A 21,831-nucleotide genomic window follows, 5' to 3' on the forward strand; every position below is an offset into this window, starting at 1 on the left:
TTAGCGGTCATTACTGAGGATTTTGTCCATCATTCGAGTGCTCAATATGCGTTTGAGTTTAGCGATGACAATCGTCGGTAAGGTTTGTCGATAGCGTAATTTTGGTCGCTTCGCAGTGAGTGCGTGGTGAATGTCCTTAGCGACCGATGCTGCTGGAAGTGCAAAACGGCCCGGCTCGGTACGTTCGAGCCGAACTCTAGCGGCTTCATACTGCGCCATATAATGACTACCCTCTGGATTAATATGTTGTTCGAACTGCAGTAAGGCGTTACTACGAAATTGTGTGTCGATCGCGCCCGGTTCGATCAGAATGACTTCGATGTTCGTGTTTTTGAGCTCGAGCCTCAGGGTATCGCTCAATCCCTCTAGGGCAAACTTTGACGCGTTATAAGCACCGCGCAGAGGGAGGGCCACAAAGCCCAGCACGGAGCTCACCTGAATAATTCTGGCTGTGGTTTGTTTGCGTAATAGCGGGAGCAGTTTTTGCGTCAAGTCGTGCGTGCCGAACAGGTTGGTTTCAAACTGAGCTTTCAGTGCGGTTCGGCTCAGGTCTTCTACCGCGCCTGGCTGTCCGTATGCGCCATTGTTAACCAGTGCGTATAAATTTGGGTGCTTACCGTGTAGATAATCAACCGCTGATTGCACGCTGTGTTCATCACTTAAATCAAGGTGGATGCATTCAATACCAAGGTCAGTCAAGCGCGTGATGTGGTTTGGATTGCGGACGGATGCCACCACCTTAAAATTAAGTTGATGCAAAAGGTGTGCGGATGCGTGGCCGATGCCGGACGAACATCCCGTAATGAAGACGGTTTTTTGTTGCTCTACTTGCATAGTCGGTAATTAATGTTTCTACAGTGTAAATTTCGCGTTAAACTTCACCGCTATTCGATATCGAACCCTGAATTAACTGTCACGACCAACGTATGAGCAACGATTACGATTCTTCGGCTATTGAGGTGCTAACCGGACTTGAACCGGTCCGAAAGCGCCCCGGGATGTACACCACCACCGAGCGGCCTAACCATCTGGTTCAAGAGGTCGTCGACAACAGTGTGGATGAAGCGATCGCTGGGCATTGTAAACGAATCGATGTCACTTTGTTTAAAGATGGTTCGGTGCAAGTGTCCGATGACGGGCGTGGAATGCCGGTAGACCTGCACGCGGAAGAGGGCGTGCCCGGTGTCGAGGTGATTATGACGCGCTTGCATGCCGGTGGTAAGTTCTCGAACAAGAATTATCAGTTTTCCGGTGGTTTGCACGGCGTTGGTATCTCGGTTGTGAATGCGCTTTCCAAGCACGTTGAAGTTTGGGTTAAACGTGGTGGCAATGAGTACAATATGGCGTTCGCGGACGGCATGAAAACGTCAGATTTAGAAGTGGTTGGCTCCGTTGGTCAGCGGAATACCGGCACGACCATTCGCTTCTGGCCGGATGAGCAGTTTTTTGATTCGCCCAATGTTCATGCTGGAAAATTGTGCCGTTTACTGCGTGCTAAGGCCGTTTTGTGCCCTGGACTCACGATTAACTTTGAAGACGAAGCAAAGCCATCGAACAATCAGATCTGGTGCTATCAGGATGGTTTGAAAGACTACTTGCTTGGCGCGCTCGGCGACTATGAGCGGTTACCGGAAGCGGGTTTTCAGGGCGCTGAATCTGGTCCGGACGAAAAAGTTGAATGGATCGTGGCTTGGGTCAAGGATGCCAATGACTTGATTACTGAAAGTTATGTCAATCTGATTCCGACCGCGCAAGGTGGTACGCATGTCAACGGTCTGCGACTCGGTCTAACCGAAGCCATTCGTGAGTTTTGTGATTTTCGTAATTTGTTGCCCAAGGGTGTCAAATTGTCGCCTGAAGACGTCTGGGTTCAGGTGCAGTATGTGTTATCTGTACGTATGAAAGACCCGCAGTTCTCGGGACAAACCAAAGAAAAGTTATCGTCGCGTGAGATTTCTCAGTTCGTGGCGGCAAAAGTGAAAGATGCTTTGGCCTTGTGGTTAAATCAAAATTTAGACGTCGGTGAGCGCATCGCCATGGTGGCGATTGAAAATGCCCAAAGTCGCCTGCGTTCAGCGAAGAAAATTACGCGTAAAAAGGTCACTGCTGGTCCCGCGCTGCCGGGCAAGCTGGCGGACTGTTCCAGTGAAGATATTGATGTAACTGAATTGTTTTTGGTGGAAGGGGATTCGGCCGGTGGTTCAGCCAAGCAGGCCCGTAATCGTGAGACTCAAGCGATCATGCCGTTGCGCGGTAAGATCCTCAACACGTGGGAAGTTGAATCGAGCCAAGTGCTTGCGTCGCAAGAAGTGCATGATATCTCTGTTGCTCTCGGCGTGGACCCAGGTTCGGAAGATTTAACCGGCTTGCGATACGGCAAAATTTGTATTCTGGCAGACGCGGATTCCGATGGTTTGCACATTGCCACGTTGCTGTGTGCTCTGTTTGTGCGTCATTTTCGCAGTTTGGTTGAAGCTGGTCACTTATATGTTGCCATGCCTCCGCTGTACCGAATCGATCAAGCAAAGCAGGTGTTTTATGCGTTGGATGATGCCGAGCACGATGCAATTATTGCGCGCATCAAGGCGGAGAAGCCAAATGCGAAAATCAATGTGCAGCGATTCAAAGGTCTGGGCGAAATGAATCCCAGCCAATTACGAGAAACCACCATGCATGAAGCATCCCGCCGTTTGGTGCAGATGACCATTGGAATGGGCGATGGTACACAGAAAATCATGGATATGCTGCTGGCCAAAAAACAGGTGCCTGCGCGTAAAAAGTGGCTCTCCAACAAAGGCGATCAGGCAGAAGTTTGATGCAGCTCAAACCTGGCCTGTATCAACACTATAAAGGTCCAGTTTATCGTGTGCTACAAGTAGCACACCATTCGGAAACTGACGAGGCGTTGGTAATCTATCAGGCCTTGTATGGCGATAAAGGGTGTTGGGCCAGACCTGTATCGATGTTCACCGAGTTGGTGTCGATACACTCAGAAGACGGCGCGGTGCTTAAACAGATACCAAGGTTCGAATACCTAACAGAGCAAACAGCGGTGTTGGAAGTTGCAATATTAGATGTGGTTAAAGGGCAGGCATCGGCGTTCGAGGACGCATTTAAACACGCGCAATCAATTATCTCGTCGATGGATGGCTACATATCTCACCGTCTGCGTCGATGTGTCGCTGTCCCGGAGCGGTATCTATTAACTGTGCAGTGGCAGTCACTTGAGGCGCACACCGAGGGGTTTCGAGAATCAAGTGAGTACCAGGCTTGGCGTGCCTTGCTGCATCATTTCTACACGCCACTCCCAACCGTAGAGCACTATCACGCGGAAGATGTGTTTGTTTAGCAGCAAGTTTCGCTTCGGCGTGAGAGAGTGGTAACGAGGCCGCTTTTGACGCAGCCCCGTTCGTATCAAAGCGTAGAAAATTACTCTTGATACATACTCTCATATTGTTGTGCACGTTCTACGTAGTCCTGATAGGCGGGTATTGCCACCGCAGCGAGCACACCGATCATGATGACCGGGAAGATCAAGGAACCCAGATACACCCAAATATTATTGGCAGCGGGCGGTTGGCCGTACTTGTTGCCGGTTTTGGTTCCAGGCATAAAGATTAGAATCAAAGCGACAATAAAATTCACCAACGGTACCAGCATTAATAGTGACAGCCAGCCGGTTTGATTAATGTCATTGAAACGTCGCTTAGCGAGAATGAACGAGTAGACGAGAAGCGCAATATAAGCGACGACAAGCAGGGCTAGTGCGATCCCACCGATTGCACCAGGACCTTCTTCAGTGCTTGTAGCACCACCGATAGCGCCAAAAATTCCAAATACTGGTAGTGCGATGAGCATGGATAAGAAACCATAGGCCAAGTAGCGCAGGCGACCTATGCGACCGTGGACCGCAAATACTTTGGGTTGATATGGGGTATTGTCAGATGCTTGAGAAATATCTGCGTTGGGGGCTTGATAAGGATTATTAGTTGGCATAAAAACTCCGTTTTATCCATTTATGTGATTGTTATTTTAAAGCAAACCAGATTGATGCTTTCATTCTGGTTGGCAGTAGTTTAGCATCCGATAAGCGCGTAAGAAATTGGGAATTGTCATTTCTGACATTGCTGTACGCGATTTTAATAGTGCTACACGGAGATTGGAATGTCTGATATTTATAAAGCCCCCCAGGCAAGCTTGAATGAGCCAACCGAACCCGGCCAGTATGGGTCACTGGAACGTGGATTAGCTGGTCAGTATGAACTCAAACCGGTTGAGGTAATCAAGCAAGCTTGGGCAATGCTGCCTGGAATGAAGTCGCCATTTTGGATTGCGGCGATCATCTACGGCATGTTGTCCCTCGGTTTCTCTTTTGTGACCACCACCGTCGCTGGCGACCCTGCTACCGGTTCGGTTAACTGGGTTGGTTACATCGCCATGAATTTACTGCAGATGATTGTTTTGACGCCGGTGGCGGCCGGATTGATGATGATCGGTGTTAAACATGCGGTTGGTGCGCCGGTAAATTTCAATGAGATCTATCAGCATTTTGACAAGACGATGCCACTGTTTTTGACTATGTTGCTGATGTACATTCTTATCATCATCGGCTTTATCTTGTTGATTATTCCGGGCTTGTATCTGTCTGTCGGGTTTGCGCTGGCGATGCCGTTGGTAATCGATAAGCGCATGGGCCCAATTGAAGCACTGACTACGTCCTGCAAAGCCATCACGCACAAGTGGTTCAGTTTTTTTGGCTTTTGGGTTCTGAGCTTGTTGGTCGTGATCGCGGGCTTCCTGGCACTGTTCGTTGGCGTAATCTGGGCATATCCACTGGTCGTCCTTGCTATTGGCATTATCTATCGGGATGTGTTCGGCGTTGAGCCACACACGGTGAATCCGCCTAACTAAAACTCGGCAGTATCGACGCAGGGAAACCATCTCGCACTCTATATAAAGGCGATCGCTTTGTCGGAAAAGATAGACACCATGCACCTGGTGGAAACACCAGAGGGGACTGATTTGCATGCCGAAGTTGCTGGCGTAGTGCCGCGTGCGTTGGCGTACGGCATCGATTTTCTGGTGCGGATGGGGATTTTGTTCATCCTTGGCTTGGTGGTCACCTTTACCGGCGGTAAGTTAGGTGGGCTCTGGTTGTTGGTGTTTTTTTTACTGGAATGGGGTTATCCAGTGTTCTATGAAGTTTATCGTGACGGGCAGTCCATCGGTAAACGTGCCTTCAATTTGCGCGTAGTCAGCGAAGACCTGACGCCAATTAAGTTTGGCCCTTCGGTGGTGCGAAACCTGTTACGCACGGCCGATATCTTCCCGTTTCTGTATATTTTTGGCGTTATCAGCATGGCCGTCACGACACGCTTTCAACGCCTGGGTGATCTGGCTGCGAAGTCGTTGGTAATCTATGACGACAACCAGCGCTATAATATGACTGCACTCAGTGACGTAACGCCAATCGCACCGACTATTCCGCTGAGCGAAGATTTACAGACTGCGTTTATCAACTTTGCCTTGAATCGCGGGAACTTGTCGCAATCGCGCCAGCTTGAAATAGCTGAGATTATTCAAGCAAAAATTCCGAACCACAATCATGAACCGGTAAGCTACGTGCGTGGTGTTGGAAAGTGGTTGTTAGGGGCAAAATAGGATGTCGTTGAGAGGGGCATAGCCGCGCGTGAAACAACTGGAATTTGAAAATCATTATCGCGAATTTTGGCAGCATATGGAGGATCTGCTGGACGGCAAAGACGAGGTGGATGCCTCGCTGATCCAGCGTTTTCCGTCTGATTATCGTCGCCTCTGCCAACACTTAGCGGTGGCAAAAAGTCGTCGTTATGCACCGGGTTTAACCAATCGATTGAATTATCTGGTTCAGCGCGGCTACCAGAAACTGTACGGCCAGCGGGTCAAAGACCAAGGGATTTTGGTGGAGTATTTTGTGCGTGGCTTCCCGGCGGCTTTGCGTCGAAACGCACGCTATTTGTGGATCGCCGGGGCTGCGTTTGTGTTGCCTTACGTACTTATGATGATCGCGTGCATGGTGAACGATCAAATGTTGTATTCGGTAATGGACCCAGCGTCAGTTCGTGGTATGGAATCCATGTATCAACCAGGCGCGGATAAGTTTGGTCGAGAGGACGAGGCAGCGACTGACTTATTCATGTTTGGGTTTTACATTTATAACAATATTGGCATCGCGTTTCGTTGTTTCGCAACTGGCCTGTTTTTTGGTGTCGGCAGTCTCTTCACGCTGACGTTCAACGGTGTTGTCATCGGTGGTGTATCGGGGCACCTCACCGCATTAGGTTACACCGAGACCTTTTACCCATTCGTGGTCGGCCATGGCTCGTTCGAATTGACGGCAATCGTGTTCAGTGGTGCAGCGGGATTGAAGCTCGGTTGGGCCCTCCTGTCTCCGGGGCGGTTAAGTCGATTGCAGGCAATGCAAGCAGCTGCTTCCGATGCCATAAAAATTATGTATGGCGTGTTTATTATGTTGACCATCGCTGCCCTGATTGAGGCTTTCTGGTCGGCTTCGGCGATTATTCCAAACCAAGGGAAATACGCTGTTGGGGCGATACTTTGGATCGCGGTGTACTACTACTGCTTTTTCTTCGCTCGCCAGGAAGTGCGTGCGTACATTGCTGCCCATGAATCTCGATAATCTCATCATCGCGACTCGGGTACGCACGGGTTGGTCGGCGATTGACCTAGGGTTTGTGGTGGCGCGGTATTTCTGGGTTCGGTCGTGCCTGCTATACCTCACCATCGCGACACCGGTGTTCATTGCTTGTCATAGCTATTTTGACACCAATTATTGGATCCCGTATGTGATTCTGTGGTGGTGTAAACCTATGTTCGAGCGACCGATCCTGTTTATGTTAAGTCGTGAGCTGTTCAAGCAGCCCATGGGTTTTTGGCGCACATTAGCTCACTGGCGTGAGTGGATGCTGCCGGGCATGGGCTGGGTTTTGACGCTGCGACGCATCAGTATTGCGCGCGGGATGTATGCGCCTGTCAGTTTGTTGGAACGACCGTCTGCATCGGACTACAGCAAACGAACCTTAGTGCTGGGCAACAATTTTGCCAGTCAAGCTACGTGGTTAACGGTTGTGCTCTACCATATTGAGTCTTTTTTAGTGCTGGCGGTGGCTGTTCTATTAGCAACGCTGTTTCCGGATCACATTGAATTTAGTTTCGCATTTTTCAATAACCTCGCGGAACACAGCATCGTCATTGACTATGGTTCATTGTTATTGGTGGCCGTGGTGGCGCCGTTTTATACCGCTGCTGGATTTATGCTCTACATATGTCGGCGGGTAGAGCTGGAAGGTTGGGACATTGAAATCTGTTTTCGCGATTGGGTGGCTAAATCGGTGACGCACACCGAACCGTCACCGGGAGCAGCGGATGATTAACTGGTGCCGTTCCAGTGCGCTGCTTGCGATGTGGTTGTGTTTCGCCACGCCTGTGTTGGCTCAGTCGGACAACCTCAGATTGAAAGAGGGCGAAGAACTGCCGCGAGCGCCTGTTGCTGAGCACGCACATGATGCAATCAGCGAAATTTTAGCAACGGATGATTTTTCGCGTACTAAGACAGTCACGCGGTGGAAAAAGAAAGAAAAGCCCGAGCAGCAAGACACTGACGAGTCGTATCCAGACTGGATGATCAGTTTTGCCGAATCCATGGAGAATGCTGGTGATTTTTTTGAAGGGATGGCGCTAATTCTTAAAGTGTTGTTGTGGGGATTGTTGGCCTGGATTGTGGTGTATCTAATTCGCCGCTATTACGGGGATGTCGGCCGCTTTATTCGCAACCTGAATCAGGATGCTACGCCACGTGAGCTCCCAACCACGCTATTCGGTCTGGACGTTAAGAAAACCAGTCTGCCCAAGGATGTCGTCGCACGGTCCAGAGAACAGTGGTCGCAAGGTGACCATCGGGGCGCAATCGCAACTTTACTGCAAGCCAGTCTCATCAAACTATTGCATGACCATGAATGCACTTTTTATGACTCAGATACCGAGACCGAGTGCGGTCAGCGTATTGAGGCTCAGTCCACCAAGCCACTGAGCGACTACATGTGGTCACTGATTCGTCTTTGGCAGCAGGTAGCCTATGCACACCGAGTTCCATCCGCAGCACAGTTTGATCAGTTGTGCACTGGCTGGCAGGAGGTGTTTTAATGCAAGGACGATTAATCTGGCTTGCGTCCCTGATATTGCTGGCTGTTTTTGGCGCGTGGTTCTACCTGACGCATGAGCGGGTAGAGGAGGAGGTGTGGCTGGGACTAAGCAGAGAGGCTAAGCGGAATCCGTACCTAGCCACAGAGCGGTATTTGGACGCACGTAATGTGGATGTGATTCGCGGTGCGACCGAAGCCGACTTTAAGTCGATTCCGACTGGCGCTGTGGTCATGATTTCGCACGCCGATAATATGTTGGTATCCGCGTCTAAAATCAATGCAGCGCTAGAATGGGTAGCTGATGGCGGTACATTGGTTGTTGGTGCCGGCATGGAGGTCCAAGGGCATGACTCCGTTTTTACCCGATTTGGAATTGTGCCTCATGCACACATCTCTGAATTCGCAGCGGCGATCAAGGATGAGGTCGAGAAGGAGCTGTCAACCAGCGAACGAATGCGCGAAGCAAATCGACAACTTGAAGAGCAGAAGGCCAGAGAGAAGGCGCAGGGGCTTGACGCTGATGGCTCGGAATCACCCGACTCTGGCGACGCGCCTAATGAATCGCAGGACGAAGTGTTGGAGGATGATGATAGCTCAGAAGAACTTGATGAGTTTTCTTCGATCTTTATCGATGCCTTGAATCAAAAGCATCGCCACAGCTATTTTAGCACCGACCTATTTACTGACGATGCATTGATTTACATGGCCAAAGTAGATCGCTTTGTATTGCTGCATCCCTGGATCTCCAGTGATGAAGAAATTGACAACGCTGATGTGATGGATACCGAGCAATGGTCCGCCGCGACCAGCTCGGATATTGATTCGGAGCCGTGGAGCGTGCGTGATCAGTATGGGCCACGTCTGCTGGATTTTGATTACGGTGAGGGTCGTTTTGTTGCCGTGTCCAGCACGGACTACTGGAACAATGGGCACGTTGGTGAAGCGGATCATGCCTTTTTGCTGTCGCAATTGGTGCCGGACGGCAGCAGTCTCTACCTGTTTTACGACGTTGATGCGGAATCACTCTGGGGACTGATTTATCGTTATTTCTTTGAGTTTTTATTGGTGGCCGCAGTGATACTTGGACTGTGGTTGTGGCGGCGTGGCATACGGACTCAGATGTTACGCCGTGTTGCCAGCCATCAGCGTCGTAATTTCGCTGAACACTTGGAAGCCAGTACCCGCTACCTGGTAAATAAACAACAATGGGCACCGTTGATAAACTCATTGCGGGACGATGTCGATGCGCGTTTGAGATTGGTTGCACCCGGATTCAGGGAACTATCAACGCCAGAGCAGGTAGACCTTTTAGTAGAGCTTGCCGGTGTTGGACGTGAGCAAGCGGAATACTGGCTCGGTCCAGCACAGGACATCAACGATCAATACGAACTTTTCAATGCCTTGAAAGTCGGCAATTTAATACGGAAAAAGCTATGAACGACACTCCAAACGAACACTCTGATTCAGTGATCTCCCCGTCTGGGGTTGATGCCGCGGCCAGCAGCCCGGCTGAAGACCAAGCGGTCACTAAAATGCGTATGCTGTTAGCGCAGGTTAATACGGCCTTAATCGGCCAAGAATCCGTGGTTAAGCAGGTCTTGTTAGCCCTGTTGTCGAACGGTCACGTATTGCTAGAAGGGGTTCCTGGGCTGGGCAAAACCTTGCTGGTACGTGCGTTGGCTAAAACTTTTTCCGGGGACTTTAAACGGATTCAATTCACGCCTGATCTGATGCCGTCAGATGTGACGGGTCACGTGGTATTCGACCTGCAAAATAAGTCGTTTCAGATGAATCATGGTCCGGTGTTCACGAATTTGTTGTTAGCAGATGAAATCAATCGTGCACCAGCTAAATCTCAAGCTGCCTTGCTGGAAGTGATGCAGGAAAAACAGGTGACCACCGAAGGTGAGTCGCGTAAAGTGCCATTGCCGTTCATGGTGTTGGCCACGCAGAACCCGCTGGAACAGGAAGGGACATACCCGCTACCGGAGGCGGAGTTAGACCGATTCCTGATTAAGGTCGTGATCCAGTTTCCGAGTGTGGCCGATGAGATTCGCTTAACCAAGCTGATTACACAAGGGCAGGTTGGTGACAATAATTCCATCGCAAGCATCAATCCGGTCGTCACTGCGGCAGAACTATTGGCGTATCAACAGCAAGTCGCGGATATCGCCATCGATGACCAAGTGGTGGATTACGCGGTGCGAATTGTGCGTGCAACTCGCACTCATCCATCGATATTTCGTGGTGCTGGGTCACGTGCCAGCATTGGTTTGGTGCGTATCGCTAAAGCGAATGCTTTCCTTGAGGGGCGTCATTTTGTGCTGCCGGACGACGTCAAAAATCTCGCGGTTGCGGTGCTGCAACATCGGATAGCCTTGACCCCCGATGTCGAGATTGAAGGTCTGTCGGCCGCGGATGTGCTGCAACAATTGTTACAAGACGTAGAGGCACCGCGTCAGTGAAATTAAAGCTGATCCCTCAGGTCCGTCCAACCGAACGCTTACTTTCCATAGGCGTCGGTGTTGCTGTGGTGTTTTTGGGGTTATGTGCATGGCAGCTGTTCGACTCGGACTCTGCACTGGCGGCAAGCCTTATGAGCCTTGCTGCGTGGTTGGTGTGTGCCTTTACATTGATGGTGGCATGGGATGCGTTTCGCGCTGATTTGCCGAGTGCTTATGATGCGCGCCGCATCTTGCCTAACTCTTTCGCGCTTAACCGCACACAGCGTGTGGTATTCGAACTCGAAAATAAGGGTGATCGTGTATTAACTTTGAGTGTGAGTGACGGCGTGCCTGATCACTTTGAGTGCGCACAATTTCCATTGCATCAGCGAGTGGAAACTGAGCAGATTGGCCGTTTTGAATACAGTGTGAAGCCAAAACGTCGTGGTCTCGCGGAATTTGAACCGGCATATGTGTTGATCGAATCCCGGCTCGGCTTTTGGGAACATATTCGTCGACTCGGTGGAGAATCATCCGCCAAGGTTTACCCGGATTTCAGTGCTATCTCAAATTCCTTTGTGTTTGGCGTTGAACAGGCGATGCGTAATATGGGGGCACACATCGCCAAGCGCAAAGGTGATGGCATGGAGTTCAATCAACTGCGTGAGTTCCGAGAAGGGGACACACTTAAGCAGATTGACTGGAAAGCCACCGCCAAGCTCGGTGCGCCAATTTCACGCGAATATCAGGAAGAAAAAGACCAAAATATCGTCTTTCTGCTCGATTGTAGCCGTCGCATGCGAGCGATGGAGCAGGACCTAAGCTATTTTGATTATGCGTTAAATGCGCTCCTGATGAGTAGTTATATTGCGCTGGACAAAGGCGATGCTGTTGGTGTGATGAGCTTTTCCGGTGAGCCAAGCTGGTTACCACCGGTAAAAGGCAAGGCGAACATCAACACTCTACTGAATCATTTGTATGCCTTGTCAACCTCAACTCAAAGTAGTGATTATGTTGCCGCTGCGGAGAGCTTGTTGGTGAAACAACGCAAACGTTCCTTGGTTATCGTGATGACCAACGTGCGTGATGAAGACAGTCAGGATTTGCAGCAGGCAGTGTCGATTTTATCTAAGCAACATTTGGTCATGATTGTGGCGCTGCAGGAACGCATCTTAGATCAGGTGGATGATATGCAGCTGGAGACTCAAGACGATGTGCTTTTGTACGCAGGGGTCAAGCATTTTGAGCACAGTCGCAAGAAAATGCTGGCGTTACTCCGAGCCAAGGGTGTGTCAGTGGTCGATGCGACACACAAGAATCTCCATGTAAAGCTGGTCTCTGAGTATTTGCGTTTAAAGCAATTTGGCCGTATTTAGCGGGTAAAAAGCGAGACGCGAGTCGCGCTGCTGGCGTGTGTTCTAAATTCACTTCAAAGTCACTGTTTGTGGCTACACTTGCGCGATGAACACGACACAAAAACTCACTCTCGTTTGGTTACGTGAAGACTTGCGGCTAGACGACAACCCCGCGCTGTCACATGCGGCCGCCCGTGGTGCCGTACTGCCTATCTATTTTTTTCCCGACGAGATGGGGGCAGCCAGTCGTTGGTGGCTACATCACAGTTTGAAAACACTGCAGCAACAGTGCGCCGATGCTGGCGCGCCGTTACTGTTGCTGGATGGTGACCCGATTTCGACAATTCCGCAGATTGCGAAACAAACGGGCGCGACCCAGGTTGTGTGGAACCGCGTCTATTCCCCTGCGGGAATAGAACTCGGTAAAACGCTTAAACAGAGTCTGGCTGTCGGGCAAGTTGATACCCAGTCGTTCAATGCCAATCTTCTGATCGAACCAAGCAAAATTCTCACTAAACAAGGTACGCCATTTAAGGTCTTTACGCCTTTCTGGCGGCATAGCCAGCAACAGATATCGCCGCAAGAACCACTCAGTGCACCAGCGCGCCTGACAAGCATCGCTCACGAATTGACCAGTAGAACGCTTGACGATTGGGCGCTGCTGCCAAGCCGCCCCAACTGGGCTAGGGGCTTCGGCACAGTCTGGGAGCCAGGTGAGTTTGGCGCTGAGTCGCGCTGGACACGGTTTCTTGAGGAAACGATAAGTAAGTACAAAGATGGACGGGATTTGCCAGCTAAGCAACTGACGTCCATGCTGTCACCACATCTCGCATTTGGGGAGATCAGTGTACGTCGACTTTGGTTGGATGTGCAGGAGGCCATGGCGACGGGGGAAGTGAGCGTCGAAAACGGTTCTAAATTTTTGGCCGAGATTGGCTGGCGGGAATTTAGTCGTTATCTACTGTGCCACTTTCCAAGGATAGAGCACGCGCCGTTCAACCCCAAGTTTGAGGACTTTCCTTGGCAAACATCGGCATTACACCTCGCAGCCTGGCAACAAGGTCGTACAGGATACCCGATCGTCGATGCCGGTATGCGTGAGCTCTGGCAAACGGGGTATATGCATAATCGCGTTCGAATGATCTGCGCATCATTCCTAACCAAACATTTGTTGATCCATTGGCAATCCGGTGCGGACTGGTTCTGGGATACCTTGGTGGATGCGGATCTGGCGAACAATACCGCAAGCTGGCAATGGGTTGCGGGTTGTGGTGCTGACGCGGCACCGTACTTTCGAATTTTTAATCCGGTGCTGCAAGGACAAAAGTTTGATAAACATGGAGATTACGTACGACGATGGGTGCCCGAGTTGGCAAATTTGCCGGATAAATACGTCCACCAGCCTTGGGCAGCGGCCCAAACCACGTTACTCGACGCTGGCTTGGTGCTGGGTAAAGATTACCCCAAGCCGGTGGTGGATCACTCGGCTGCACGTCAGGCAGCGCTAGATGCCTATGCGCAGATTAAATCCAATTGATGATTAAAATAATTGAACGTATTGAGCTAAAAATCGAAATTTACTTATCATTCTCGGCTCGTTATCTTAGCGCTCAACTGTTAACAAATTAAGTACCCTGAGGAGGGGATAAAATGTCGCAACACACTGTGATTAAGACGTCTGATGATATGCAAGGGAAACGCGTACCCAATGTGATTTTTCGAGTGCGCGAGAACGACGAGTGGACAAATATTTCGAGCGACGACTTGTTTAAAGGCAAGACTGTCGTTGTATTTTCATTACCCGGCGCGTTTACGCCAACCTGTTCATCAACACACTTACCTCGGTACAATGAGCTGGCAAACACATTCACAGCCAATGGCGTGGACAGTATTGTCTGTATGAGTGTGAACGATACCTTTGTAATGAATGCTTGGAAACAAGACCAGGAAGCTGACAATATTACGGTTATTCCGGACGGCAATGGTGAGTTTACAGCAGGCATGGGCATGCTGGTGGGCAAGGAAGATCTGGGGTTCGGCAAGCGCTCATGGCGCTATTCCATGCTCGTCAAAGACGGCGTGGTAACCAAAATGTTTGTCGAACCTGACGTCCCAGGTGATCCGTTTGAAGTATCGGACGCAGACACTATGCTCGATTTCATCAATCCGCAAGCCCGTAAACCGTCTTCCGTGGCCTTGCTTAGCAAACCCGGGTGTCCGTACTGTGTGCGCGCCAAGGCATTGTTGCAAGATAAAGGGATCGCCTACGAAGAAATCGTATTAGGTAAGGATGCTACGTCAGTCAGTGTAAAAGCGATTTCAGGCCGTGCAACCGTGCCGCAAGTGTTCTTCGATGGCAAGTTGATCGGTGGTTCGGAAGAATTGGCCGAGTTTTTGGCCAACGATTAAAGGTAGATGAGTGGATTCTGAGCTGGATTGGCAAAGCACCCTGGGTTTCTCTCAGCAGGACTTGATCAAACTCGCACGCTGGCAGATGCCGTTCGGTAAATATTCCGGACGCGCATTGATCGACTTGCCAGAAGCCTATTTGCTCTGGTTTCAAAAGCACGAATTTCCAACAGGTGAGTTAGGTCGCCTGTTGGCTCTCTGTCTTGCTTTGAAGATTGATGGCTTAGACGGTCTTGTGAAGCCACTCAGACAAGCGCGTTCTAAGGATATCTAAGCTCCTGCAATAGAATTCGACCGGGGCCTGTCTTTAGTGGTATGGGTACGTTTCATTCACGATTATTTGCATGGGTGCTGTTGTCGACGTGTTTATGGTCGACAATAACCCAGGGTCGATCAAACGATCAGCAACGCTTTGTAAGTCGATCATCGCAAGTCGGGTTACTTGAACTTTATACTTCTGAGGGATGCAGTAGTTGCCCGCCGGCCGATCGCTGGCTAAGTCAGGTCAAGTCAGCCCCAAACCTGTGGCATGACTTCGTGCCGGTAGCATTTCACGTTGACTATTGGAATTATTTGGGCTGGCAAGATCGGTTTGCACAGCCTGCGTTCAGTCAGCGGCAACGTCGGTATGCCCGTGAGTACGGTGAACCAACGGTTTATACCCCGGGCTTGCGATGGAATGGCAGCGAATGGCGAGGCTGGCGAAGCGTTATGGCTCCAGTGGTGAACACGGGTCAGGAGGTCGGCGTTTTACGATTGCTTATTAATGCACCCGGTCAATTTGAAGCACAATTTCACACAACCGCTGCGCCAAGGGGTAGGCAATCACGCACCTTAACTGTTGCCATACTCGGCATGGATCTGGTCTCGAACGTGGCGCGTGGTGAAAACCGAGGGCGTTTATTGCGTCACGATTTCGTCGTGTTAGGCATGCATCGATTTGCGGAGCAGAAGCAGGGTAGCTGGTCCGGCCAACTGCCGCGACCGCACCAAGCGTCAAGCCAGTATGCGGTTGTTGCTTGGGTCACCCAAGGGAATCGCCTGACACCATTGCAGGCCACTGGCGGGTATTTGTACCGGCACTTGCTGACTAAATAGGGTTGACCATACAACGGTGACATTCGGAAATCCTTGTGATCCGTCAGGGCCAAAGGTAGACTCGGCGACAGAGAATAAAACAAGAATACGCTCCGAAGGAAAACAATATGGAAAATCAGCGCGAACAATTTCGCTCTCGTCTCGGTTTTATCCTTGCTGCCGCTGGCTCTGCGGTGGGCATTGGAAACCTGGTTGGCTTCCCTGTTAATGCTGCTAAAAGCGGCGGTGCCGCGTTTCTCCTGGTGTACGCGGCGTTTGTGGTCATTATTTGTTTGCCAGTAATGATGGCCGAAATGGCGCTGGGACGACGTACACAACGCAACCCATTGGGTGCATACCAGTCCGTTGCGGGCGATAAATCTTGGTGGCGGATCGGTGGTTGGCTGGCCTTGATTACCCCATTTATGATTGCGGTTTTTTATCAGGTTTTGACTGTCTGGCTGCTTGGCTATTTTGTCGGCGCGGTCACTGGAAATCTGGAAGCGATGGCGCAGCCTGGCTACTTCGGCCAGTTTATTAACTCCTACGGTGTGTTTATTTATCTGGTGGTGTTGACCGCCATGGTTGGCGTTATCCTCAATTCCGGCGTGCAAAATGGCATTGAACGGCTGGCCAAGGTCTTGATGCCTTCGTTGTTCGTGATGTTGTTGATTCTGACGATTTTTGTATTGACCTTGCCAAATGCATTGGTTGGAGTTCAGTATTATCTGGTTCCAGATTTTGGCAAAATTAATCTTGAGGTAGTCAATCTGGCATTGAGTCAGGCGTTCTTTTCATTGTCGTTGGGTATGGGTATTTTGATCACCTACGGGTCCTACGTCAGCCGCAATGAAAGCGTAGCCGGTGGTGCTAAGATGGTCGCGGCAGTGGACACATCTGTGGCGTTCTTTGCTGGATTATTGATTCTGCCCGCAATCTTTGTGTTTAATCCGGCCACCAATACTGACGAGCTTTCGTCGTCATCCGTTTCTTTGGTGTTCTCATTTCTACCCAAGATTTTCCTGTCACTGCAAGCAGTGGTGGGGTATGTTGGCGCGTCGATCTTTGCCAGTGCTTTTTTCTTGCTGGTGTTTTTTGCAGCCTTGACGTCACAGGTTTCAATCTTGCAAGTGCCCATCAGCGCCTTTCAAGATGAACTCAAATTCAGTCGCGCAAAGAGTGTGTTAGCCTTGGGTGCGTGCGCCGCGTTGCTGGTCATTGCGTCGACGGTGTCATTTGGTATGGTGAACTACTTTACAGAGTTCACATCGTATGCCGGTCAGACGAAGTCTTTTTTCGACGTCATCATTGACGTTTTCTATGAAACCATTTTGCCGCTCAATGGCTTAGTGATCTGTTTGTTTGCGGTTTATCGTTGGCGGCGAAGCAATCTGAATGCCGAGATGTCAGTGGGCGATGCTGCTTACCAAGGGTCTTTGACGCAGAAGTACGTAAATTTTGCCTTGGGTACATTTATACCTGTGGTGTTGCTGTTTGTGTTTGTAAGTACCGTGGCCCTGAAGTTTTTCGGTATCAGCCTTATTTAGTCATGATGTGATTAGCGCACGTCGGTAATCCGTGTGGAAGGCGGTTCGAATTAGCCGCCTTTCAAGACCCGTTGTTGCTCGCGCTTCCAGTCGCGATCCTTGATGCTGGCGCGCTTGTCGTGTTGTTTCTTACCTCGAGCCAAGCCGATCTTAAGTTTTGCGCGACCTCGCATCCAGTATAGATCCAGCGGCACAAGGGTATAACCTGCGCGTTCGACCTGCCCGATCAATCGGCTGATTTCAATCCGTTTCATCAGTAGTTTACGGCGTCGTACTGGGTCGGCATTGACGTGCGTGGATGCCGAATTCAGCGGTGAGATGTGCGCGCCATGCAGGAATAACTCACCTTGATGGATAACCACATAACTCTCCTTGAGTTGCACCCGTCCAGCACGCATACTTTTGACCTCCCAGCCTTCCAACGCAATGCCCGCTTCGAAATCTTCTTCGATAAAAAAATCAAAGCGCGCTTTCTTGTTGGTTGCGATAGTATTGGAGGCGGACTTTTTTGGCTTTGCCATTGTGTGTGCTTAGGTATACTTGTTAACAAGCGGGCATGATAACGCCGTTGCGCTAAAAACTACATAAAAAACGTGACTCAAGCAAATCAAGGCAATCAGCAATCAAACCAGCGCCGGCGTCCACAATGGGGCTCGTACCCGGCATTTCTACTCGCGACCATCGGCTCGTCGATTGGGCTGGGGAATGTTTGGCGTTTTCCGTCCGAGCTTGGTGTGCATGGTGGTACTTACTTGTATTTATACCTCGTCAGTGTCGCGCTGGTGGCATTCCCGTTGATTTTGGCAGAACTTTGGATAGGGCGAGTGGGGCAAGGTAATACGGTGTCCAGCGTCGCGCGTATTGTCCGACTCGAACACAGTTCCAGTTTGTGGACAGTGATTGGCTGGCTAGGCATTGTAACCAGTTTTTTGATCTTTTCGTTTTATAGTGTGGTCGCCAGTTGGATTCTATTTTATGTCATGGAGTCGGTGTCTGGTGCCTTCGTTGATATGCCCGCGGAAATCGTGCAGCACTCCTTCGGCGCTTTGTTGCGCAATACTGATCAAATGCTGATATGGCACACCGTGTTTGTGTTACTTGTTGTTCTGGTGATGTCCCGCGACCTTCGCCACGGTTTGGAGCGTGCCGTTCGCTTACTGATGCCTGTGTTTATTGCCATGTTGGTATGGCTGGCATTGTATTCCACGCAAGCCGGTGATTATGAAAAAGCGTCTGCATTCATGTTTAGTTTTGACTGGCGTGAAATTGATGCGGAAATGGTCGTCAGCGCCTTAACTCAGGCGTTGTTTTCACTCAGCGTTGGTATTGGTATTCTTATCATGTATGGCTCGTACCTGGATGAACGAAGACCGTTGTTTCTAGGTGGCGGTTCAATCATGTTGTTCGATATCGCCATTGCGCTACTAACTTGTGTGATGATTTTTTCGATCGCTTTTGCGTTTGGAATGCGGCCAGACGCTGGGATTGGGCTGATTTTTCAGACGCTGCCGGTTGCGTTCTCTCAGATGCCTGAAAATGGCGTGTTGTGGAGTACCGCGTTTTTTACGCTCTTATTAGTCGCCGCTCTGACCTCAGGGTTCGCCTTGCTGGAGCCGACGATTGCGTTATTAACCGATCGCGGTCGGATGTCGCGCCGCGTAGCTGCATGGTTGGTTGGGGCAGCAGCTTGGGCGATGGGGTTGGTGTCTGTCTATTCATTCGGAGAGTTTAGTTTTCAATTTTACTACTTCGGTATAGAACGAACGCGCGGCTTCTTTGATGTTTTCACCTTGTTGTCGTTGCATGTTCTGTTACCATTCACCGCGTTGCTGATAGCTATTTTTGCGGGTTGGCGCATGGCGCTGGGTACGAACCAGGCCGGGGAATCTACCAAACCGTTTATGAGTTATCGGTTGTGGCGCTGGTGTATTCGTTTTCTAGCCCCGACGTTGATCGGGATCGTGCTGCTGCTGGTTTTGTTTTACCCTGGATAATTACGCGCCTGATAGCCGTCTCACTTGTTAAGGCCACATTGCAGTGGTGGAGTTAGTGATAAAAGTATGAATGTTTCTCGATCGGCTTTGCTGCCATACAGTGATGCACAGATTTTCGATGTGATCACGGATGTACGTTCGTATCCGGCTTTTCTGGGTTGGTGTACCGGGATGGAGTTGCTTGAAGAAAGCGATGAACAAATGATTGCCACGCTCACGATTGCCTACAGCAAATTGAATTTCTCTTTCACCACACGCAACACCATGCAGCAACATGATTTGGTCACGATGGAACTTGTGCGTGGCCCATTTAGTCGATTGCGCGGCCGTTGGCAGATTCAGGCGCTCAGTGACGCGGCCTGTAAAGTATCGTTGGTCATGGACTTTGAGTTTGAAAACAGGCTGACACAGAGATTACTCGGGCGCGTGTTTGAGAATATCGTGGCGACTCAGTTAGATGCCTTTAATCGACGTGCAGCGCAGTTATACGGAGACCAATATGCACAAAATTGATGTTTCGATCGTCTACGCCACCCGTGAGCAACAGTGGCTGTTTGAGACCACGGTTCCCCGCGGGACAAGTGCGCTGGAGCTGTATGAAATGAGTGGGTTTGCAGACCAAATTCCGGGCCTGAAAAACACCAACTGTGAAGAACTCGATCTTGGTGTATTTGCTGACAAGGTCGAAAATGACTACTTGCTTGAAAGCGGCGATCGTGTGGAAATCTACCGCCCCTTGCTGGCCGACCCCAAAGAGGTTCGCCGCCAACTGGCTTTGGTCGGGAAGACCATGGGTAAGTCCTGAGCGATTTGTGCATGCTGCTGTCACCATGTTGGCAGGGAGTTGGCAGGGAGTTGGCTTCCAGGGAATAGGCCAGTCGATACCGATTCGGTGCATGGTGTGTTGGTTTTACTGAATATTTTCAATATAGTCGATCGCAATTTTGTCGCCAGTGTCGGCGCTTTAATTACGCGTGATCTATAGTTCAGCGATGCGCAGTTCGGCCTGCTCTCAGGCCCGCTGTTGGTATTCTTCTGCGCTGTCACAGGCCTATTTGCTGGCCACCTTGTCAATCAACACTTTTGGGGCCAGACTCATTGCGTTAGGCTTTTTGGTTTGGCGCCTTGATACCGCCGTCACGGCTGCAGCTCGGCGCTTTTTTCATGTTGCCAGTGCGCGAGTGGCGGTTTACGTTGGCAAGGTGACGCTGACACCATCTGCGATGTCGTTGATGTCTGAGTTGTTTCCGGCGCGCCGAAGAGATTTGTTCAGTGGTCTTTACGATTTAGGATCGCCGATGAGCGCTGGAGCCAGTTTGGTGGTCGCCGGCACGCTGGCCCAATCCCAGATTGGCGGCGATGCTTTTTACTACTAGGCGGGATTGGTCTAATGTTAGTGCCACTGGTATGGTTGCTCAGAGTCCGGCGTAAATCCACACCGTTGGTATCGAATGGCATGCCTGACCTTGCGATAGGCCACCAACCAATATAGCGTAGTTCAGGGTGCGCCCGCAGGCGAGTGGACTTGTCTTGGGGCGACATGTTTTCATCTACAACTCGGCGCGGGTCGGTTTGTGCCGGTATGGCTGACGTGAACGAGAAATTTGCGCTGCGATGATAGTGCCGCGTTACGGATAGTTGTTTGTTGTGGTTGGGGTTCTGAGTCTGCTGGCGATGGTGTGTGTTTATCTTTGAGCAAGACAATTTGCCATAGGCGTTGCCGTTTAGCGTAACGTGAAATGTTTGCAAATTCGATATTCTCTGACTATGTTCATACGCAGTGATTGGGAATGCTTTAAGCCAGACAATGAGGAAGAGTGGCGCATAATGAGCAATGACGCGTTGGCTAATTTTGCAATTATCCGTGACTGTCTGTGGTTTACTAACCTACCAGAGATAGCTTTAAAAGTACTCGCATCACGCGCTTACCGCAAACGCTATCGGGATGATCAGTTTCTGTATCGGGTTGGTGAAAGGCAAACGAATTTATTTTGTGTGTTATCGGGGCGAATTCGCGTCAATGTGACCGGGTTGCGGGGTCAGGAGTTTGTGTTAGCTAATCTAAGTGAAGGCGCATGGTTAGGTGAAGCGGCTATCGCCGGCAATCAGTCCAGAATGCTCGCAGTCAGAGTTGATATGCCAGCTGAAATGCTGGTGTTGCCCGCAGCCGCAGTGGTGGAAGTCGCGAATGCGTATCCGTTGGTATATCGAAACCTCTTTAACGACACGATGAATCGGTCGGGCATGGTGTACGAATTATTCGCCGGGATACTGTTTTTGTCGCTCAAGGCGCGACTTGCAGGCCGCATACTTTGGTTGGCAGAACAGTATGGCGAGACAACCGAAGCGGGGTTGGAGATTAAAACGAAGCTCAGCCAAACTGACTTGGCTAATATGACCATGGGATCCCGCCAACGTGTCAATAAAACGCTACGCGCATGGACCACTGAAGGCGTGCTTGGTCGTGATGGCGGTCATTATGTGATTTACAATATCGCCGGTCTGTATCGAGATTTTATGCACGAACACTAAGTCCTGTTCGACGACCGCCGATTGCGGCTTGTTTACGTGTTTGAAGGGGTTGCGTTGATCCGCGTTAATCTCGTAGTTAATGACTCGTTCCGCGAGACGTTTTATGTTGGTACATTCACACTCGAAATAGGCAATATGTCTTTGAAGATCGCCGGATTAATGGTAATAATAAGGTTAGCAAGTCCGTAATTACTTCCAGACAAAAATTACACCGTCGTACACAGCTGGAAATGGTGACGATTTAATGGCATGTGTGGCGGGTTGGTAACATA

At 50.3% G+C, this 21,831-nt stretch carries 23 protein-coding genes and 1 pseudogene; 21 read left to right on the top strand and 3 right to left on the bottom strand.

The window, feature by feature from the left end:
- Positions 1-834: an SDR family NAD(P)-dependent oxidoreductase gene (locus tag IE055_RS04385; protein WP_189398760.1), complete on the bottom strand. Its 834-nt coding sequence runs from the start codon at positions 832-834 to the stop codon at positions 1-3.
- A gap of 92 nt (positions 835-926) precedes the next feature.
- On the opposite strand from IE055_RS04385, the gene parE reads away from it, so the two are divergent.
- The 3 genes and pseudogenes from parE (at position 927) to IE055_RS18050 (ending at position 3,349) form a co-directional block, all read left to right on the top strand.
- Complete coding sequence (gene parE, locus IE055_RS04390; RefSeq protein WP_189398761.1) at positions 927-2,816, top strand: DNA topoisomerase IV subunit B; 1,890 nt, start codon at positions 927-929, stop codon at positions 2,814-2,816.
- A pseudogene (locus IE055_RS18045) lies at positions 2,816-3,019 on the top strand (DUF1653 domain-containing protein); the annotation flags it as partial. The gene parE and the pseudogene IE055_RS18045, both read left to right, overlap by 1 nt.
- A gap of 33 nt (positions 3,020-3,052) precedes the next feature.
- Positions 3,053-3,349, top strand: a complete 297-nt coding sequence (locus IE055_RS18050) for an antibiotic biosynthesis monooxygenase family protein (RefSeq protein WP_373299169.1) — start codon at positions 3,053-3,055, stop codon at positions 3,347-3,349.
- 80 nt (positions 3,350-3,429) lie between these two features.
- Here the strand turns inward: IE055_RS18050 and IE055_RS04400 are convergent, their stop codons facing one another.
- Positions 3,430-3,996, bottom strand: coding sequence for a DUF805 domain-containing protein (locus tag IE055_RS04400; protein ID WP_189398762.1), 567 nt, complete (start codon positions 3,994-3,996; stop codon positions 3,430-3,432).
- 168 nt (positions 3,997-4,164) lie between these two features.
- On the opposite strand from IE055_RS04400, the gene IE055_RS04405 reads away from it, so the two are divergent.
- From IE055_RS04405 to IE055_RS04465, 13 genes are all read left to right on the top strand, one after another.
- Positions 4,165-4,911: a DUF2189 domain-containing protein gene (locus IE055_RS04405; protein WP_189398763.1), complete on the top strand. Its 747-nt coding sequence runs from the start codon at positions 4,165-4,167 to the stop codon at positions 4,909-4,911.
- Positions 4,912-4,968: 57 nt separating this feature from the next.
- On the top strand, positions 4,969-5,661 hold the full coding sequence (locus IE055_RS04410) for an RDD family protein (protein ID WP_189398764.1): 693 nt from the start codon (positions 4,969-4,971) through the stop codon (positions 5,659-5,661).
- A gap of 28 nt (positions 5,662-5,689) precedes the next feature.
- A complete protein-coding gene (locus IE055_RS04415) occupies positions 5,690-6,679 on the top strand; it encodes a stage II sporulation protein M (RefSeq protein WP_189398765.1) in 990 nt (329 codons plus the stop codon).
- Positions 6,666-7,433, top strand: a complete 768-nt coding sequence (locus IE055_RS04420; RefSeq protein WP_189398766.1) for a hypothetical protein — start codon at positions 6,666-6,668, stop codon at positions 7,431-7,433. The genes IE055_RS04415 and IE055_RS04420 overlap by 14 nt, the downstream gene beginning before the upstream one ends.
- Entirely contained in the window at positions 7,426-8,202 is a 777-nt protein-coding gene (locus IE055_RS04425; protein WP_189398767.1) for a DUF4129 domain-containing protein, read from the top strand. Before IE055_RS04420 ends, IE055_RS04425 begins: the two co-directional genes overlap by 8 nt.
- A complete protein-coding gene (locus IE055_RS04430) occupies positions 8,202-9,638 on the top strand; it encodes a DUF4350 domain-containing protein (protein WP_189398768.1) in 1,437 nt (478 codons plus the stop codon). The genes IE055_RS04425 and IE055_RS04430 overlap by 1 nt, the downstream gene beginning before the upstream one ends.
- Positions 9,635-10,666 (top strand): AAA family ATPase, encoded by a 1,032-nt coding sequence (locus IE055_RS04435; protein WP_189398769.1) that lies wholly within the window; start codon positions 9,635-9,637, stop codon positions 10,664-10,666. The genes IE055_RS04430 and IE055_RS04435 overlap by 4 nt, the downstream gene beginning before the upstream one ends.
- Positions 10,663-12,021, top strand: a complete 1,359-nt coding sequence (locus IE055_RS04440) for a DUF58 domain-containing protein (RefSeq protein ID WP_189398770.1) — start codon at positions 10,663-10,665, stop codon at positions 12,019-12,021. The genes IE055_RS04435 and IE055_RS04440 overlap by 4 nt, the downstream gene beginning before the upstream one ends.
- An 85-nt stretch (positions 12,022-12,106) precedes the next feature.
- Positions 12,107-13,537: a cryptochrome/photolyase family protein gene (locus IE055_RS04445; RefSeq protein ID WP_189398771.1), complete on the top strand. Its 1,431-nt coding sequence runs from the start codon at positions 12,107-12,109 to the stop codon at positions 13,535-13,537.
- Between the two features lie 113 nt (positions 13,538-13,650).
- Positions 13,651-14,409 (top strand): glutathione peroxidase, encoded by a 759-nt coding sequence (locus IE055_RS04450; RefSeq protein ID WP_189398772.1) that lies wholly within the window; start codon positions 13,651-13,653, stop codon positions 14,407-14,409.
- A 40-nt stretch (positions 14,410-14,449) separates the two neighbouring features.
- On the top strand, positions 14,450-14,683 hold the full coding sequence (locus tag IE055_RS04455; protein WP_373299170.1) for a DUF3820 family protein: 234 nt from the start codon (positions 14,450-14,452) through the stop codon (positions 14,681-14,683).
- A gap of 41 nt (positions 14,684-14,724) precedes the next feature.
- Positions 14,725-15,507 carry a DUF1223 domain-containing protein gene (locus IE055_RS04460; protein ID WP_189398773.1) on the top strand — a complete coding sequence of 261 codons (783 nt, stop codon included), beginning with the start codon at positions 14,725-14,727 and terminating at the stop codon, positions 15,505-15,507.
- A 107-nt stretch (positions 15,508-15,614) separates the two neighbouring features.
- Positions 15,615-17,033, top strand: a complete 1,419-nt coding sequence (locus IE055_RS04465; RefSeq protein WP_189398774.1) for a sodium-dependent transporter — start codon at positions 15,615-15,617, stop codon at positions 17,031-17,033.
- A 50-nt stretch (positions 17,034-17,083) separates the two neighbouring features.
- On the opposite strand, the gene smpB is transcribed toward IE055_RS04465, so the two are convergent.
- Positions 17,084-17,554 carry an SsrA-binding protein SmpB gene (smpB, locus tag IE055_RS04470; RefSeq protein WP_189398775.1) on the bottom strand — a complete coding sequence of 157 codons (471 nt, stop codon included), beginning with the start codon at positions 17,552-17,554 and terminating at the stop codon, positions 17,084-17,086.
- Between the two features lie 72 nt (positions 17,555-17,626).
- On the opposite strand from smpB, the gene IE055_RS04475 reads away from it, so the two are divergent.
- The 5 genes from IE055_RS04475 (at position 17,627) to IE055_RS04495 (ending at position 21,559) form a co-directional block, all read left to right on the top strand.
- The gene (locus IE055_RS04475; protein WP_189398776.1) at positions 17,627-19,027 is read left to right on the top strand and encodes a sodium-dependent transporter; all 1,401 of its coding nucleotides are present in this window, start codon (positions 17,627-17,629) and stop codon (positions 19,025-19,027) included.
- Positions 19,028-19,093: 66 nt separating this feature from the next.
- Positions 19,094-19,540, top strand: coding sequence for a type II toxin-antitoxin system RatA family toxin (locus IE055_RS04480; RefSeq protein ID WP_189398777.1), 447 nt, complete (start codon positions 19,094-19,096; stop codon positions 19,538-19,540).
- Entirely contained in the window at positions 19,527-19,832 is a 306-nt protein-coding gene (locus IE055_RS04485) for an RnfH family protein (protein ID WP_189398778.1), read from the top strand. Before IE055_RS04480 ends, IE055_RS04485 begins: the two co-directional genes overlap by 14 nt.
- A gap of 169 nt (positions 19,833-20,001) precedes the next feature.
- On the top strand, positions 20,002-20,403 hold the full coding sequence (locus IE055_RS04490; protein ID WP_189398779.1) for an MFS transporter: 402 nt from the start codon (positions 20,002-20,004) through the stop codon (positions 20,401-20,403).
- 391 nt (positions 20,404-20,794) lie between these two features.
- Positions 20,795-21,559, top strand: a complete 765-nt coding sequence (locus IE055_RS04495) for a Crp/Fnr family transcriptional regulator (RefSeq protein ID WP_189398780.1) — start codon at positions 20,795-20,797, stop codon at positions 21,557-21,559.
- The last annotated feature ends 272 nt before the right edge of the window (positions 21,560-21,831 follow it).

Origin of the sequence: Arenicella chitinivorans, assembly GCF_014651515.1 — a bacterium.
Classification (GTDB): domain Bacteria; phylum Pseudomonadota; class Gammaproteobacteria; order Arenicellales; family Arenicellaceae; genus Arenicella; species Arenicella chitinivorans.